The sequence below is a fragment of the Evansella cellulosilytica DSM 2522 genome (assembly GCF_000177235.2).
Classification (GTDB): domain Bacteria; phylum Bacillota; class Bacilli; order Bacillales; family Salisediminibacteriaceae; genus Evansella; species Evansella cellulosilytica.
This window is the reverse complement of record NC_014829.1, coordinates 2,738,169-2,755,378: the sequence shown is the minus strand read 5'-3', so window position 1 is coordinate 2,755,378 and position 17,210 is coordinate 2,738,169. Positions and strand designations below refer to the sequence as shown.

General features: G+C 37.2%; 17 protein-coding genes. 16 read left to right on the top strand and 1 reads right to left on the bottom strand.

All coding sequences use genetic code 11. The annotated features are described in order from the left end of the window. The first annotated feature begins 4 nt into the window (after nucleotides 1–4). The 6 genes from rlmN (at nucleotide 5) to spoVM (ending at nucleotide 6,099) form a co-directional block, all read left to right on the top strand. Entirely contained in the window at nucleotides 5–1,093 is a 1,089-nt protein-coding gene (gene rlmN, locus BCELL_RS12640; protein WP_013489142.1) for a dual-specificity RNA methyltransferase RlmN, read from the top strand. A 3-nt stretch (nucleotides 1,094–1,096) separates the two neighbouring features. Further along, nucleotides 1,097–1,855, top strand: coding sequence for a Stp1/IreP family PP2C-type Ser/Thr phosphatase (locus BCELL_RS12635; RefSeq protein WP_013489141.1), 759 nt, complete (start codon nucleotides 1,097–1,099; stop codon nucleotides 1,853–1,855). Continuing rightward, nucleotides 1,852–3,870, top strand: a complete 2,019-nt coding sequence (gene pknB / locus BCELL_RS12630; protein WP_013489140.1) for a Stk1 family PASTA domain-containing Ser/Thr kinase — start codon at nucleotides 1,852–1,854, stop codon at nucleotides 3,868–3,870. The genes BCELL_RS12635 and pknB overlap by 4 nt, the downstream gene beginning before the upstream one ends. A gap of 45 nt (nucleotides 3,871–3,915) precedes the next feature. Beyond that, the gene (gene rsgA / locus BCELL_RS12625) at nucleotides 3,916–4,800 is read left to right on the top strand and encodes a ribosome small subunit-dependent GTPase A (protein ID WP_013489139.1); all 885 of its coding nucleotides are present in this window, start codon (nucleotides 3,916–3,918) and stop codon (nucleotides 4,798–4,800) included. 1 nt (nucleotide 4,801) lies between these two features. Continuing rightward, nucleotides 4,802–5,458 carry a ribulose-phosphate 3-epimerase gene (rpe, locus tag BCELL_RS12620; protein WP_013489138.1) on the top strand — a complete coding sequence of 219 codons (657 nt, stop codon included), beginning with the start codon at nucleotides 4,802–4,804 and terminating at the stop codon, nucleotides 5,456–5,458. A gap of 560 nt (nucleotides 5,459–6,018) precedes the next feature. After that, nucleotides 6,019–6,099: a stage V sporulation protein SpoVM gene (gene spoVM / locus BCELL_RS12615; RefSeq protein ID WP_013489137.1), complete on the top strand. Its 81-nt coding sequence runs from the start codon at nucleotides 6,019–6,021 to the stop codon at nucleotides 6,097–6,099. 206 nt (nucleotides 6,100–6,305) lie between these two features. Here spoVM and rpmB read toward each other — a convergent pair whose 3' ends face one another. After that, complete coding sequence (gene rpmB, locus BCELL_RS12610; RefSeq protein ID WP_013489136.1) at nucleotides 6,306–6,494, bottom strand: 50S ribosomal protein L28; 189 nt, start codon at nucleotides 6,492–6,494, stop codon at nucleotides 6,306–6,308. Between the two features lie 316 nt (nucleotides 6,495–6,810). Here rpmB and BCELL_RS12605 point away from each other — a divergent pair, with 316 nt between their 5' ends. The 10 genes from BCELL_RS12605 (at nucleotide 6,811) to fabG (ending at nucleotide 17,182) form a co-directional block, all read left to right on the top strand. Beyond that, nucleotides 6,811–7,176, top strand: coding sequence for an Asp23/Gls24 family envelope stress response protein (locus BCELL_RS12605; RefSeq protein ID WP_013489135.1), 366 nt, complete (start codon nucleotides 6,811–6,813; stop codon nucleotides 7,174–7,176). Nucleotides 7,177–7,193: 17 nt separating this feature from the next. Then, the gene (locus BCELL_RS12600; RefSeq protein ID WP_013489134.1) at nucleotides 7,194–8,873 is read left to right on the top strand and encodes a DAK2 domain-containing protein; all 1,680 of its coding nucleotides are present in this window, start codon (nucleotides 7,194–7,196) and stop codon (nucleotides 8,871–8,873) included. A gap of 27 nt (nucleotides 8,874–8,900) precedes the next feature. Beyond that, the gene (locus BCELL_RS12595; RefSeq protein WP_013489133.1) at nucleotides 8,901–9,755 is read left to right on the top strand and encodes a DegV family protein; all 855 of its coding nucleotides are present in this window, start codon (nucleotides 8,901–8,903) and stop codon (nucleotides 9,753–9,755) included. 460 nt (nucleotides 9,756–10,215) lie between these two features. Next, nucleotides 10,216–10,878, top strand: a complete 663-nt coding sequence (gene sdaAB / locus BCELL_RS12590) for an L-serine ammonia-lyase, iron-sulfur-dependent subunit beta (RefSeq protein ID WP_013489132.1) — start codon at nucleotides 10,216–10,218, stop codon at nucleotides 10,876–10,878. A gap of 29 nt (nucleotides 10,879–10,907) precedes the next feature. Further along, nucleotides 10,908–11,795, top strand: coding sequence for an L-serine ammonia-lyase, iron-sulfur-dependent, subunit alpha (gene sdaAA, locus BCELL_RS12585; protein WP_013489131.1), 888 nt, complete (start codon nucleotides 10,908–10,910; stop codon nucleotides 11,793–11,795). Nucleotides 11,796–11,803: 8 nt separating this feature from the next. Then, nucleotides 11,804–13,840 carry an ATP-dependent DNA helicase RecG gene (gene recG, locus BCELL_RS12580; protein WP_013489130.1) on the top strand — a complete coding sequence of 679 codons (2,037 nt, stop codon included), beginning with the start codon at nucleotides 11,804–11,806 and terminating at the stop codon, nucleotides 13,838–13,840. Between the two features lie 81 nt (nucleotides 13,841–13,921). Then, nucleotides 13,922–14,476, top strand: coding sequence for a transcription factor FapR (gene fapR, locus BCELL_RS12575; protein WP_041808247.1), 555 nt, complete (start codon nucleotides 13,922–13,924; stop codon nucleotides 14,474–14,476). 17 nt (nucleotides 14,477–14,493) lie between these two features. Continuing rightward, nucleotides 14,494–15,492, top strand: a complete 999-nt coding sequence (gene plsX, locus BCELL_RS12570; RefSeq protein WP_013489128.1) for a phosphate acyltransferase PlsX — start codon at nucleotides 14,494–14,496, stop codon at nucleotides 15,490–15,492. Nucleotides 15,493–15,497: 5 nt separating this feature from the next. Next, complete coding sequence (fabD, locus tag BCELL_RS12565) at nucleotides 15,498–16,445, top strand: ACP S-malonyltransferase (protein WP_013489127.1); 948 nt, start codon at nucleotides 15,498–15,500, stop codon at nucleotides 16,443–16,445. After that, entirely contained in the window at nucleotides 16,445–17,182 is a 738-nt protein-coding gene (gene fabG / locus BCELL_RS12560; protein WP_013489126.1) for a 3-oxoacyl-[acyl-carrier-protein] reductase, read from the top strand. Before fabD ends, fabG begins: the two co-directional genes overlap by 1 nt. Nucleotides 17,183–17,210 lie beyond the last annotated feature (28 nt).

Genomic DNA, 17,210 nt, shown 5'->3' with positions numbered 1-17,210 from the left:
TATGATGTTAACACAAGAAAATAAACAAGAAGAAAAAACGAACGAAAAGCCTTCTATATATTCCTTAACTTACGAGGAATTAATACAATGGATAGAGGGAATTGGAGAGTCAAAGTTCCGAGCAAAACAAATTTTCGATTGGTTATATGTAAAAAGAGTAACTTCTTTTGAAGAGATGACAAATTTGTCAAAGGATTTACGGCATAATTTGGCGAATGAATATTCAATAACGACATTATCTACTATTACAAACCAAACTTCTAAAGACGGAACAATTAAGTTTTTATTTGAACTTCAGGATGGGTATTCAATAGAAACAGTTGTTATGCGTCATGAATATGGCAACAGTGTATGTGTGACTACACAAGTAGGGTGTCGATTAGGATGTACTTTTTGCGCTTCTACATTAGGTGGTTTAAAAAGAAACTTGGAAGCTGGTGAAATAGTAGCACAAGTTTTAAAGGCACAGCAATTTTTAGATGATACAGATGAGAGAGTTGATTCCGTTGTTGTAATGGGAATTGGTGAACCATTTGACAATTATGATGAATTGATTCGATTTTTAAAAACCATTAATCATGATAATGGTTTAAATATTGGAGCGAGACATATTACTGTTTCAACTAGTGGAGTAGTTCCTAAAATTTATCAGTTTGCAGATGAAAATATGCAGATTAATTTTGCCATTTCACTTCATGCAGCTAAAACAGAAACGAGAACCCGTCTTATGCCTATTAACCGCGCGTATCCAATAGATAAATTAATGGATGCTATTCGTTATTATATTAAAAAAACAAATAGGCGGATAACGTTTGAATACGGTTTGTTTGGAGGCGTTAATGATTCGATAGAGGATGCAGAATTATTAGCCGACCTGATTAAGGACATAAAGTGTCATGTTAATTTAATACCTGTTAATGATGTTTTGGAGAGGAATTATGTTCGTACACCAAAAGAGCAAATTTTTGCTTTTGAACGAGCATTAAAAAATAGAGACATAAACGTTACTATCCGAAGAGAACAAGGACATGACATAGATGCTGCTTGCGGACAACTTCGGGCAAAGGAGCGTAATGAAGAAACGAGGGGATAATGGATGGATGCAGTTTTTTTAACAGATGTAGGTCAATTAAGACCACATAATGAAGATGACGGTGCTTTTCAACAAGATAATCTCGGTCAATTAATTGCGTTAGTTGCAGATGGAATGGGTGGTCATCAAGCAGGAGACGTTGCTAGTAAGATGACGAAAGAAGCATTAATAAACAAATGGAAGCAAAATGATACTCAATTTACTGCAGGAGAAGCAGAAAAATGGCTCGAAGATGCAATACATGAAGTGAACAGCACTCTATATGAACATGCACAAAATAATCCTGAATGTGAAGGTATGGGAACAACGTTAGTTGCGGCGATTTGCAACAGCCAATTTATTTCTGTCGCACATGTTGGAGACTCAAGAATATATTTAAAGTCCCCAACTGGATTAAAGCAAATGACGGAAGATCACACTTTAGTAGGGGAACTTGTTCGATCTGGTCAAATTACAGAGGAAGAAGCGATGTTTCATCCGAGGAAGAATGTTGTGTTAAGAGCTCTAGGTACTGAACCATCTATAAAAGTAGACATTGATACAATTCATTGGGAAGAAGGATCATCTTTACTGCTATGCTCCGATGGCCTTACGAATAAAATTGATGATGATGATATAAATGAAATGCTTTCTTTAAATAAGCCACTTCACACGATAGCTGAAGGATTCATTCAAATGGCTAACGATAGAGGTGGGGAAGATAATGTTACGATTGCAATTGTACGTCATAGCATCACGCAAAAGGAAGTGGCTGACGCATGATGAATAAAAGAATTAACGACCGTTACCACATCCTTAGACCGATTGGTGGCGGAGGTATGGCAGATGTCTATTTAGCTAGAGATATTATTCTAGACCGAGATGTTGCTGTTAAAGTACTGAAGCCACAGTTTTCTGATGATGAAGATTTTATTAAAAGGTTTCGTAGAGAGGCACAAGCTGCTACTAGTCTATCTCACCCTAATGTCGTCAATATTTATGATGTAGGTGAAGAGGACAAGCTTTACTTTATAGTGATGGAATACGTATCAGGATATACACTAAAAGACTATATACAACAAAAGGGTAAGCTACATGTCCATGAAGCAATACATATTATGGAGCAAATTACAGCCGCAATTGAACATGCTCATGAGAACCATATTATCCATCGAGATATTAAGCCACACAACATTCTCATTGGAAAAGGGGGAACGGCAAAGGTTACCGATTTTGGTATTGCACGAGCAATAAGTGATGCTACTATTACGCATACTAACTCTGTACTAGGATCTGTACACTATTTGTCACCTGAACAAGCTCGTGGTGGACATGTGACCTACAAATCTGACATTTACTCACTAGGGATCGTCATGTACGAAATGCTTACTGGTCAGGTGCCTTTTAGTGGTGATACCGCAGTGTCTGTAGCTATTAAACACTTACAAAGCACATTACCATTAATCAGAGATAATGATCCGTCAGTTCCACAAAGTGTTGAAAATGTGGTTATAAAGGCTACTGCAAAGGACCCTCAAGATCGATATGAAACAACAGGTGAAATGGTGACTGATATTCACACCGTTTTTGATCACACACGCAATGCAGAAAAAAGGCTACATATTCCGATCAAAGATGATGAAGCCACTAGAGCTGTTCCAGTTATTGGTAATGGCGTAAAACTAGATGACAATCAACAAACAGTTGAACATCAAAAAACAGAGGACAATGTAGAAGAAAAAAAGAACAAGAAGGGTAAAAAGAAAAAAACAAGAAAATTTTGGATTACATTAAGCCTTTTAATCGCATTCTTTTTAGTTGGTATCATTTATTTGGCATTTTCACTGATTCCTAGATTACTACATGTAGACGACGTTGAGATACCAGATGATTTAGTTGGAATGGAATACGAGGAAGTATATGACATATTGACTGAATTAGAACTAGAGGTGAATCGTGAAGATCGTTATAGTGATGAAATAGAAAAAGGTCATGTAATAGCACATACACCTTCTGCAGGAACGCTTGTAAAGGTTGGTTATACAGTTGATGTCATCGTCAGTGATGGTATTGAACCTGAGCCAATGGTTGATGTAGTAGGAGCATCAAGAGATTGGGTAGAAAGGGTATTAGAAGACTTTTTAGAAATAGAATGGGAGTACGAAGAATCATCTGACCATGATGATGACACAGTATTAAGGCAAAGTCCTGAAGCTGGAGAGTTAATCATTCCAGGTGAAACAATCGTTACGATAACGTTGAGCCAGAGGCCAACATTTGTAATGCCTAACTTAAACGGATTAAATAGAGATGAAGTTATTGATTCCCTAGCAAGTCATCCGCTTTTAATTTTACATTTAGATGAGGAACAATATCACCCCTCCATTGAAAAAGGAAGAGTGATTTCACAAAATCCTGATCGAGGAACGGAAATAAGAGAACAAACAGAGGTGAAGGTTATCTTTTCACTTGGTCCTGAACCAGAGGAAGAACCTGAAGATTTGCCAATTACAGTAACGGTACCGTATCCGGTAGATTACGATGAAATAGAGGATATATTAGGTGAGGACGAAGGTGAAGAGGAAGATAACGAATCTTATAGTGTTCGTATTTCCATTATTGATATGAATAATAGTACGCCAAGACGTGTTGTAGATAGGGATATTACAAGCAACGAACAGTTTTATATTCCTATGACGGTTGCACCAAATGCCTCTGGATTTATCCTCCTATATGTGAATGGAGAAGAATTTGCAGAGCATGAATACACTTACGAAGAACTGAAAGAATATGAATAACAAAAAAATAAGGAGGAATTTCTTTGGTTAAAATTGGAGGTACGGATGGCGCAAGGTAGAATTATTAAAGCGTTGGCTGGATTTTATTACGTTGAAAATGAAGAAGGCATTTTTCAGTGCCGAGGAAGAGGGAATTTTAGAAAAAGGAAGATCACGCCATTAGTAGGTGATTGGGTAGAGTTTGAAGCTGAAAATAAAACGGATGGATATTTGTTAGAAGTAAATGAAAGAAAAAATGAATTAATACGGCCGCCCATCTCCAACGTAGATCAAGCTATTCTTGTTTTTTCGACAGAAGAGCCAGCTTTCAGTTCTTTGTTGCTTGACCGATTTTTAGTCCATGTCGAGGCAAATCAGATTTCACCGATTATTTGTATGTCTAAAATTGACCTTTTAGAAAAAGTCAAAGGTGAAGAAATGCAGCAGTATAAGAGCTATTATAAGAGTCTTGATTACGAAGTTGTTAGTACATCAATTTTCGTAGAGGAAACAATTGAAGATCTTCGACCATATTTAATCGGTCACGTTTCCGTTTTTGCTGGACAATCTGGTGTAGGGAAATCATCATTATTAAATGCGCTTAGACCTGAATTAAATATTGAAACGGCACCGATTTCTAAACATTTAGGTAGAGGGAAGCATACAACGAGGCACGTGGAGCTCATTAAAATAGATGAAGGTGGTTACGTAGCGGATACACCTGGTTTTAGCTCCTTAGATTTTCAAGGAATGGAAGCAGAGGATTTGAGTCTTTACTTCCCAGAGATGAGAAATAGAATAAATGATTGTAAATTTCGAGGGTGCACACATGTAAATGAACCGAAGTGTGCAGTAAAAGAAGCAGTTTCCTCTGCAGAAATTGCAACTTATCGTTATGAACATTACTTACAATTTTTAGATGAGATAAAATCACAGAAGCGGAGGTACTAGTATGATAAAAGTTGCGCCTTCCATTTTATCTGCTAATTTTTCAAAACTAGGAGAGGAAATCATTGATGTGGAAAAAGGGGGGGCTGATTACATTCATATTGATGTAATGGATGGCCACTTTGTGCCCAACATAACGATGGGGTCGCTAGTGGTAAACGCTATTCGTCCATTAACCAAACTTACTCTTGATGTTCACTTAATGATTGAGAATCCTGATTTATTTATTGAGGATTTTGCAAAAGCAGGAGCAGATATTATTAGTGTTCATGTAGAGGCGACTCCCCACCTGCATAGAACAATTCAACATATTAAAGACTTAGGTGTAAAACCAGGTGTAGTTTTAAATCCTGCTACGCCAATTTCTTCCCTTTATCATATTATAGAGGATGTTGATTTAATATTATTAATGACTGTTAACCCTGGTTTTGGTGGGCAGTCATTCATCCCTTCAGTCATCCCAAAGATTGTACAAGTGAAAGAATTAGTTTCTAAGGTTGAAAAAGATATTGATATAGAAGTAGATGGCGGTGTTAATCCAGATACAGCTCGTCAATGTATAGAAGCTGGTGCAAATGTATTAGTTGCTGGATCTGCAATTTACAATAGTAAAAATCGCAGAACGGCAATCGAGAATATTAGAGGCAATATGTCGTATTAATCCGTTCTCACTAAATGAAATAATAAAAAGGGTGAAGAAAAATTCAAATACTTTTTCTTCATCCTTTTTTGTACTTTCTACTCTAAACTTGTCTTCCTTCTTTTAGTGCACATTGAATCGCCTACACGCTCTATGTTTCCTGTATCTGTTTAGTTAGCCTAGTTTACTTGAGGGCACTTAAAAAGTGAAAGAACGCCACTTTTTCAGTGCCTTTAAAGAACACCACTTTTTCAGTGGCCTCTGAGGCTGAGTTGTTGTGCTTTATAGAGTTACGAGAAAAAATATATAACAGTCAGTAGCGTTATTGTTAAGACTTTAAGAAAGTCGAAACGGTTTTTTCACATTAAATGATATAGGGAATAGACTAAATTGAAAGAGGAATTACATGCGGTAAAAAGTTACTAAAAAACATTTATATAATTATTTTAAAAATATAAAAGGATTTCTATAGAAAATAGGTACTATTTTTATCTGCATGAATATAATGGATAATAACGATGCACGTTAAACTCATCATGTCCTTAAAACTCGCAGGGCAGCTCATTCGAGGAGGGGGAAAAATGAAGTTTTATACGATTAAACTACCTAAGTTCATCGGAGGCTTTGTAAAAGCGTGTTTAGGCGCATTTAAAAAGAGCTAGTATCATATAAGAGGGATTTATTTTACACTTGTTCTCTTAAGTTTTTGAGCAAGGAGCTATTATTAGGCTTTCGCCAAGAATTCTTGGTGAGTAGCCATAATTTTTTCAAAAAAAGGAAAAAAACGGCGCGGTAAGCGCCGTTTTTTAGTACAACTACTATTCAAAAATAAATAAGGAATAGTAATCCCAATTTAATGTCATTTCAATTATACACGTTCTACTTTACCTGATTTTAAAGCTCTTGCAGATACGTATACGCGCTTCGGCTTGCCGTCAACCATAATACGTACTTTTTGTACGTTAGCACCCCAGCGACGTTTAGTAGCATTTAATGCATGAGAACGTTTGTTACCAGAACGTGGTCCTTTACCAGTAATAACACACTTACGTGACATAATTTTCCCTCCTTCACACATCCCGAGAAGTAAACCGTTTTATTCGATGATGAATAAAAAACACTACGTAATCTTAGCATAACGTAGAAGAGATTTCAAGTTAATTTATCTAATCTTTCAAGGAAATTCCCTTGACATGTTTATAAAGTTACGTTGTAATAATGATAGATACGTGTTATTCCTATGGCTAAAGTTATTTTCAATAATGACAATACGTAAAGTAAATAATAGTACTTATTTGTAACTTCTTTAAAATTAATGATGTTTATAGTAAAATAGCCATAGTTATAAGGTAAAACCCAAAGGAGGCATTTGCATGACCATCGAAATGAAAACGAATTATGGAAAAATTGACGTTTCAAAAGAAGTGGTTGCCGTTATTGCAGGAGGAGCAGCTATTGACTGCTATGGTATAGTAGGAATGGCTTCCCAAAAACAATTGAAGGACGGTATCACTGACCTCTTGGGGAAGGAAAACTTAGGTAGAGGCGTAGTGATTCGTGAATTAAATGACGAAGAAATTCATATTGATATGTATATTATTGTTAGCTATGGAACTAAAATTTCTGAAATTGCTCACAACGTCCAATCGAAGGTGAAATATCAATTAGAACAAATGTTAGGCTTACAAGTTGATTCAGTAAATATTTTTGTACAAGGTGTACGCGTAACTAACCCATAGTGTAAGGAGGAACATTCGTGACGATCAAGAGAATTGAAGGAGAAATGTTTGCACATATGTTAATTGAGGGTGCTAACAATCTATCCAACAATGCTAAAACCATTGATGCATTAAACGTATTCCCAGTTCCAGATGGTGATACAGGGACAAATATGAACTTAACTATCACTTCTGGTGTAAAAGAAGTAAAAGGAAATAGTACAGATCATGTAGGAAAAGTTGCTGGAGCTTTTGCGAAAGGGCTACTCATGGGTGCACGTGGAAATTCTGGGGTTATTCTTTCTCAGCTATTCCGTGGCTTCTCTAAATCTGTAGAGGGTAAAGAAGAAATAACAGCTAAAGATTTAAGTAAGGCTTTAGAGTATGGTGTAGACATGGCGTATAAAGCTGTCATGAAGCCTGTAGAAGGAACGATTCTTACGGTAGCAAAGGATGCCGCTAAACAGGCAGTTGAATTTGCAAAAAAGAGTGATGATGCAATAGCATTAATGGAAACTGTTGTGAAAGAATCGAAAGCATCTCTAAAAAGAACACCAGACCTTTTACCGGTTCTAAAAGAAGTAGGTGTAGTCGATTCCGGCGGGCAAGGACTAGTGACAATATATGAAGGATTTCTTGCAGTTCTAAAAGGGGAGAAGGTAGTTGATCTCATTCAACAAGCACCGAGCATGTCAGAGCTTGTTCAAGTTGAGCATCACCAATCTGCTCAGAGTCATTTATCAACAGAAGATATTGAATTTGGTTATTGCACAGAAGTAATGGTCAAGTTTGAACAGGATAAGGTTGAAGAGAACCCATTTACAGAGCAAGGGTTCCGTGAAGAGTTGAGCCAGTATGGTGATTCATTACTCGTCGTCTCTGATGAAGATTTACTAAAGATACATATCCATGCTGAATATCCAGGTAATGTCATATCGGCGGCACAAAAGTTTGGTGCGCTTGTCAATGTAAAAATTGAAAATATGCGAGAACAGCACACTTCCATTTTAGCAAATGAACCAATCGGAAACGCACCTGTTTCTAAGGAAAAAGATAAGCGAACAGAATATGCTATTGTAACAGTTGCAATGGGACAAGGTATTGCTGATTTATTTAAAGGACTTGGTGCAAAAAAAGTAATCGAAGGTGGACAAACGATGAACCCATCTACCGAGGACTTTGTTAAAGCTATTGAGGAAGCAAATGCAGATAAAATTATATTGCTACCTAATAACAGTAATATTATTATGGCTGCAGAGCAGGCAGCATCAGTTTCTGACCTAGATGTTGTTGTTGTTCCTTCTAAATCCGTTCCTCAAGGACTTGGAGCATTATTGGCATTTAACCCTGTAGATACTTTAGATTCTAATAAATCAGTAATGCAAGACGCTTTAAGTGGTATTAAAACAGGGGAAGTTACTTATGCGGTACGAGACACTAGTTTGAATGGTGTTCAAATAAAAAAAGGTGATTTCATGGGTATATATGAGAAAGACATTGTGTCTACCTTACCTGATGTACATGAAGTAGCCAAAGAACTGTTAAACAAAATGGTTGATGAAAATAGTGAGATAGTCACAATCATTTATGGAGAAGACCGTTCCGAAGAAGACACAGAAAAAATTGTAGCTTACTTAGAGCAGGCATTTGAGGATGTTGAAGTCGAGGTGCATAAAGGTAATCAACCACTATATTCCTACATCATTTCAGTGGAGTAAGTGGCTAAATATGAGGAGGTGTTTTTGATGGGGAAAGTTCGTATCGTTGCCGATTCCACTGCAGATATTCCTAAGGATCTTCAAGAAAGTTTGAACATATCAGTAGTTCCACTAAAGGTTCATTTTGGTGAAGAGACATTTGAGGATGGAGTAAATTTAAATTCCGATCAATTTTACAAAAAATTAAAGGAAGCTGAACAAATTCCTACAACATCTCAGCCAACGCCACATCAATTTGAAACGGAATATCGTCGCATTCACGAGGAAGACAAGCAATCGGACATTATTTCTATTCACTTATCTTCTAAACTAAGTGGAACATTTCAATCAGCTTATATTGCATCTCAGACACTTGGTGATGAGATCCCTGTAACAGTAATCGATTCAAAAAGAGCTTCCTATGCAATAGGGATTATTGTAGTTGAAGTTGCAAAACTAGCTAACAACGGTGCATCTAAAGAGGAATGTCTTGCTCGAATAGATGAACTGTTACAAGATACTACAGTATTCTTTATGGTAGATACTTTAGAGTATCTTGAGAAAAATGGAAGAATTGGAAAGGCTTCAGCTGTGTTAGGGTCCTTATTAAAAATAAAGCCTATATTATCACTGACTGAAGAGGGGGAAGTGTACCCTCATGATAAGGTTAGGGGACAAAAGAAGGCGACGGCAAAAATTATTGATGAGTTCACAAATCGCTATGGGCAATCTGCTGTAAATATTGGTATATCTCACGCCAATGCGGTATCTGAAGCAGAACAACTTATGAGCAAATTAAAAGAACACTTCAATGTTAAAGATACAGTTATCACCAATATAGGCCCTGTTATTGGAACGCATGTAGGTCCTGGAACGATAGCTATCACGTTTACCAAAGTATAAATATTACTTGGAAACATATATAATAAAAAATATCACTATAGGAGCCCTTCCTGTAGTGATATTTTTTTCTATAGGATCTGATATAAGGTAACGTTGATTTTCACAAAAGGTGTGAGACACCGGCGGAAATAGTATTATTTGAAGATCACATCGGTCGGTTATAGGGACGAAAAAGTTCCAGATTTAAGGGCACTGAAAAAGGGCGATATTTGAGGACACCACTTTTTAAGTGCACTTCGATGTTTATTTTTTTAGTCCCTCAAAGCATAGCCCACTACAATTGAGCCTCCTGAAGTGAAAACAAACAACATAATTTAACGTAGCCATTCTAAAAAATGTTGTAGTGGAAATTTACTCGTACAATTGTTCAAAAAGTGCTAGTTTCGTAGCTTAGTTAATATAATTTTGATACTATATAGATAGAAGTGACATAAAGACGAGGCATCTAGAGGAGGCTACTATGAAATATAGAAGTGTTTTCGATATTATCGGCCCAATCATGGTTGGACCATCAAGTTCACATACAGCTGGAGCAGCAAGAATTGGACTAGTTGCAAGGCAGCTTTTTCAAATGGAACCAACATGGGTAAGTTTTCATTTATACGGTTCGTTTGCAAAAACATATCAAGGGCACGGCACAGATGTAGCGCTCATTGGTGGTGTTTTAGGTTTTGATACATTTGATAATCGAATTACAGAAGCAAAAGAAATTGCAGATCAACGTGGTTTAGCTTTTACCTTTCATGAAGAGGACGCTCAACTTGATCATCCAAATACAGTGAAAGTTAGATTAGGAAATAATAGTGACGAAATGGAACTAGTAGGGGTTTCTATAGGTGGTGGAAAAGTAGAAATAAAAGAGTTAAATGGCTTTAAACTACGTTTAAGCGGAAACCATCCAGCAATTTTAGTCGTTCATAACGATCGTTTTGGTGCTATTGCGTCTGTATCTACACTCTTAGCAAAACACGAAATAAATATTGGTCATATGGAAGTATCGCGTAAAGAAGTAGGTAAGGAAGCGTTAATGGTGATAGAGATAGACCAAAATGTGAGCGAAGTAATTTTAAAGGAAGTAGAAACTTTGGACCATGTAAGTAAAGTTACAAAAATTCATGAGTGATTTGAAAAGGCACCTAGGAGGAGACAGCTATGTTTCGTAATGTTAAAGAATTAGTATCTTTAGCGGAAGCTGAAAATATTAGTATTTCAGAAATAATGATAAGGCAAGAAATGGAGCAATATGACCGATCGAGGAATGATGTTTTCTCCCAGATGGATAAGAATTTATCCGTTATGGAGAAAGCTGTGCATAGGGGCATCACAGAACAAGTTCAATCGGTATCAGGCTTAACTGGTGGAGATGGAAAAAAGCTTTATGAATACATTCAGTCAAACGAAACGCTAGCAGGCCCCCTTCTATTAGATGCTGTTGCAAAGGCGATGGCTACAAATGAAGTCAATGCTGCAATGGGAACTATTTGTGCTACACCAACTGCTGGTTCTGCAGGTGTAGTTCCTGGTGTTTTATTTGCAGTGAAAGAAAAGCTAAAGCCTACGAGAGAACAAATGATTCGATTTTTATTTACAAGTGGTGCATTTGGATTTGTTGTTGCAAATAATGCTTCTATTTCTGGTGCGGCTGGTGGTTGTCAAGCAGAAGTAGGATCTGCAACAGGAATGGCAGCTGCAGCTGTTGTAGAAATGGCTGGAGGAACACCGCAACAAAGTGCAGAAGCAATGGCCATTTCTTTAAAGAATATGTTAGGTCTTGTTTGTGACCCCGTAGCTGGACTCGTAGAGGTTCCTTGTGTAAAGAGAAATGCAGCAGGTGCATCAAATGCAATCGTGTCAGCTGACCTAGCATTAGCAGGTATTACGAGTCGAATACCTTGCGATGAAGTAATTGACGCGATGTATAGAATTGGAGAAGCGATGCCATCTGCACTGAAGGAGACTGCAGAAGGTGGTTTAGCAGCAACGCCAACAGGTCGGAGATACCAAGAAGAAATTTTCGGTTTTTCAACAAAAAAGGTGTAGGTGTGATAATGATGAATCAACCCGTGTCTAAAATTCATGGCGTTGGCCCACGGATGGTGGAACAATTAGAGAATATGGGGATAGAGACAGTTCAACAGTTAATTGAACATCTTCCATTTAGGTACGAAGATCATGCAGTAAGGCGTGTTACAGAAGCGGAGCATGAGGAAAGAATAACAGTCAGAGGAACAGTACACAGTGAACCGTTATTACGCTTTTACGGTAAAAATAAATCTCGCTTGACCGTTCGCGTTCTCGTGGACGGTCTCTTACTGCAGGCTGTGTTTTTTAACCAACCGTATTTAAAAAGACAGATTTCATTAGGTGAGGTTATTACTTTAAGTGGTAAATTTGATCGGCATAGGTTGATGTTATCTGGTGGAACATTAAAAACTACAGAAAATAACGTTAACGAAGGCTTAGAACCTGTTTATTCTATTAGAGGGAACCTAAAAATTACAGCATTAAGAAAAATCATTCAACAAGCTTTTACCCAATTTGAAGGTCAAATGGAAGAAATATTACCTTCTCAGCTTTTAACTTCTTACCGGTTAATGGGGCGTGCGGAGACCATTCACCAGCTTCATTTCCCTACGTCTATAGAAAAATTGAAACAAGCTAAAAGAAGAATGATTTATGAAGAATTTTTGCTATTTCAGTTAAAAATGCAATTGTTTCGAAAGAAAGAACGAGAAGCTGTTCAAGGACAAAAAAAATTTTTTTCACAAAATGTCATTGAGGAATTTAAAACAAAGCTACCGTTTCCTTTAACTAATGCACAATTAAGAGTGATCGACGAGATATTAAAAGATCTTCAAAGTGAGTATCGGATGAACCGACTACTTCAAGGTGATGTAGGATCAGGGAAAACGGTAGTTGCTGCTTGTGCTTTATTTGCAGTGATTCAAGCTGGATTACAAGGCGCTTTGATGGTTCCTACAGAGATTTTGGCAGAACAGCATAAGGAGTCACTAGTTGATTTACTCGAGCCTTTCGGAATAAAAGTGCAATTATTAACAGGTTCTACTAAAGTGAAAGAACGTAGGGCAATATTAGAGGAACTAAGAGAAGGGAAAATTGATATTATTTTAGGAACGCATGCGCTTATACAAGAAGGGGTAGACTTTAAAAACTTAGGCCTAGTTATTACTGATGAGCAACATCGGTTCGGTGTCGAGCAACGAAGAATATTAAGAAAAAAAGGCATTCGTCCAGATGTTTTATTTATGACTGCAACACCGATACCACGCACATTAGCCATTTCAGCGTTCGGTGACATGGACGTTTCCGTGATAGATGAGATGCCAAAAGGAAGGCTTCCTGTAGATACGAGATGGGTGAAGCATGATATGCTTCCTCGTATCATACAATTTATGGACAAGCAATTAAATGTTGGCAAACAAGCATATGTCATCTGTCCTCTCATTGAAGAATCTGAAAAGTTAGACGTCCAAAATGCAATAGATGTACATTTGCAACTCTCTCAAGCACTGCCACAGTATAAAATAGGTCTTATGCATGGACGACTATCATCTGATGAAAAAGAATCAGTGATGAATGAGTTTGCTCGTAATAAAGTATCCGTTCTCGTTTCGACTACTGTTGTAGAGGTAGGGGTAAATGTACCAAATGCAACACTTATGGTTATTTATGATGCAGAAAGGTTTGGTCTCGCACAGCTACATCAGTTACGTGGGCGTGTAGGGAGAGGAAAAGAGCAATCTTATTGTATATTACTTGCTGATCCGAAATCGGATATGGGAAAAGAGAGAATGCAAATTATGGTTGATACAAACAACGGTTTTGAATTGTCCGAAAGGGACCTTGAATTAAGAGGGCCAGGAGACTTTTTTGGTTCGAAACAATCTGGGTTACCAAAATTCAAAGTAGCAGATATTGTAGAGGACTTTAAAGTGTTAGAAGTAGCTAGACAAGATGCAGTAAAATTAGTTCAATCAAAAGCTTTTTGGGACGGGGAAGATTATGCTTTACTGAGAGACTACTTGAAAAAGCAAACCAGTTTTACAGAGGAGAAACTAGATTAAAAATATTATTAGTTGAAATAGTCCCATTTCAACTATATACTACTATTAGTACCTAGTCCTATAAGTGTGGATGTGATAATGATGAAAGTAACTAAAAAAATAAGACAACCTAAGTTAAAGGAAAAAATAGAAGAAAACCCGTTTATAACGGATGAAGCATTAGCAGAATTATTTCAAGTAAGTGTTCAAACGATTCGTTTAGATCGTTTAGAGTTAAATATTCCAGAAGTTCGTGAACGAATTAAGCATGTTGCTAAACAACAATACGACACAGTGAAAGCACTCCCAATTGAAGAGGTAATTGGTGAGGTAATTGACTTAGAACTCGATAAGCATGCAATTTCTATATTTGATGTAAGAGAGGAGCACGTTTTCTCAAGAACTGGTATTGCTCGTGGACATCATTTATTTGCGCAAGCTAATTCACTTGCTGTCGCGATAATTAATGAAGAATTAGCGCTCACAACAAAAGCGAACGTATCATTTAAACGTCAAGTAACTGTTGGTGAAAGGGTTATTGCAAAAGCCCAAGTGAAGGAAATTGGAAATGTTAGAACGATTGTAGAAGTCAATAGCTTTGTAGAGAAAGAATTAGTGTTTCATGGTGAGTTTGCCATGTTTCGTCAAGAACAATAAATAAAGGATGGTGCTAAATGAAGCTTGCAGTCGATGCAATGGGTGGAGATAATGCCCCGGAAAGTATTATTAATGGATGTAAACTAGCACTCGAAACATATAGCGACTTAGAAATTATTTTAATTGGAAAAGAGAACGAAATTAAAAAATTTATAGACCCATCAGATAGGGTGAAAATTTTACATACAGACGTTGTGATAGAAGGAGAAGATTCTCCTGTGAAAGCAGTTCGGCGTAAAAAGGATTCCTCTATGGTTTTATCGGTACAACAAGTGAAAGAAGGTAAGGCTGATTCAGCGATATCAGCTGGTAACACAGGTGCATTGATGACAGCTGGTTTACTTGGAGTTGGAAGAATCAAAGGGATTGAGCGTCCAGCATTATCTCCTATGCTACCAACACTAGGAGGCGAAGGTTTTTTGTTGTTGGATGTTGGTGCTAATATGGAAGCGAAAGCATCACACCTTTATCAATATGCATTAATGGGTAGCATATATATGCAGAAGGTACGTAAAGTGAAACAACCTCGAATTGGTTTACTGAATGTAGGATCTGAACCAGGGAAAGGAACGGAACTATCTAAAGAAGTCTATACACTTTTAAGTGAAAGCTCATTAAATTTTGTAGGTAATGTTGAAGCAAGAGATTTACTTGAAGGTGTTGCTGATGTTGTAGTGTGCGATGGATTTTCTGGTAATTTAGTTTTGAAATCTATTGAAGGAACTGCACTTTCATTATTTACTATTTTAAAAAAGGAACTAACTTCTTCTTTAAAAAATAAATTGGCAGCCGGGATTTTAAAACCTGCCTTTAAACAAGTCAAACTAAAGATGGATTACTCAGAATATGGAGGCGCAGGTCTTTTTGGCCTTGATGCACCAATAATAAAAGCACATGGTTCTTCAGATGATCGCGGCTTTTTTAGTGCCATTAAACAAGCTCATACGATGCATGAAGAAAATGTGGTTGAAACTATACGTAAAGAGTTAGAAATAAACGAAGAGGGGAAGGAGTAGATACTATGGGGAAAATAGCTTTACTTTTTCCTGGACAAGGCTCACAACAAGTTGGGATGGGGAAAGAACTATTCGATTTATATGAACAAACGAAGAACATTTATAACGAAGCAGACGATGTTTTAGGGGAATCTTTGTCTAGTTTAATTTTTTCTGGAGATGAAGAAGAACTAAAAAAAACAGAAAATACGCAACCAGCTTTATTAACGACTAGCATTAGTATTTGGGAAGTCCTAAAAAGTAAAGGAGTCAATCCAGATTATGCTGCGGGACATAGTTTAGGAGAATATTCTGCCTTAGTAGCTGCGGGAGCAATGAGCTTTCAAGATGCTTGTGTTGCTGTACGGAAAAGAGGGCAATGGATGGAGCAAGCAGTTCCTAAAGGAAAAGGAACAATGGCTGCAGTCTTAGGAATGAAAAGGGACGAGCTTACCGAACTAACGATAGAGGCAACAAAGGCGTCAAATATTGTAGAACCAGCAAATTTCAACTGTCCCGGTCAAATTGTTATTTCAGGGACGGTAGAAGGTGTACAAGCTGCTACTGAGTTAGCGAAGGAAAAAGGGGCAAAAAGAGTGATACCTCTTTCTGTGAGTGGGCCGTTTCACTCTTCATTAATGAAACCAGCTGCAGAAAAAATGAAGGAGCATTTAGACAGCATTCAAATACATGCACCACAAATACAAGTTGTTGCTAACGTTACAGCTGATGTAGTAAAAGATAGTGAGATGATTCGACAGCTCCTATTTGAACAAATTTACTCTCCTGTTTTATGGGAGGATACATTACATCGCCTAGTAAATGATGGGGTAGATACATTTATTGAAGTGGGCCCTGGGAAAGTTCTTAGCGGTTTAGTGAAAAAGGTATCTAGACGTGCAACGGTTTTACCCGTCTTTGATCAAGAAACACTAGAGAAGGCTTTAACTACTTTAGGGGGAGATGATTCGTAATGAAAGGGCAAAATGCAATAGTGACTGGTGGTTCAAGAGGAATAGGGAAGGCAATATGTATAGAACTAGCTAAACAAGGTGCTAATGTAGTAGTTAATTTCTCAGGAAACAAAGAAAAGGCTGAAGAGGTTGCTGAAGAATGTAAGAGCTATGGTGTAAATGCTATTGCAATACAAGCAAATGTTGCAGACGCTGACTCAGTTCAAGCGATGGTGAAATCTGCTATAGAGGAGTTAGGATCGGTTGAAATCCTTGTAAATAATGCTGGAATTACTAGAGACACATTAGTAATGCGTATGAAGGAAGCTGATTTTGATGATGTCATAAATACGAATTTAAAAGGTGTTTTCAATTGTTCAAAAGCAGTAACAAGACCAATGATGAAGCAGCGTTATGGTCGTATTATTAATATTTCTTCTGTTGTTGGAGTATTAGGGAATGCAGGTCAAGCAAATTACGTTGCTAGTAAAGCTGGGGTTATTGGTTTAACAAAGTCAATGGCTAGAGAACTTGCGAATCGTAATATACATGTAAATGCGGTGGCACCTGGTTTCATCGAAACTGATATGACCGATTCTCTTAGTGAAGACATGAGAGAAGAAATGCTTAAACAAATTCCACTGTCTAAGTTAGGATCACCTAAACATGTAGCATCAGTTGTCGCTTTCTTAGCAAGCGATGCATCTGCATATATGACAGGTCAAACACTGCATGTAGACGGCGGTATGGTTATGTAAAAAACAAACTAGTAATTTCTTCTATTTT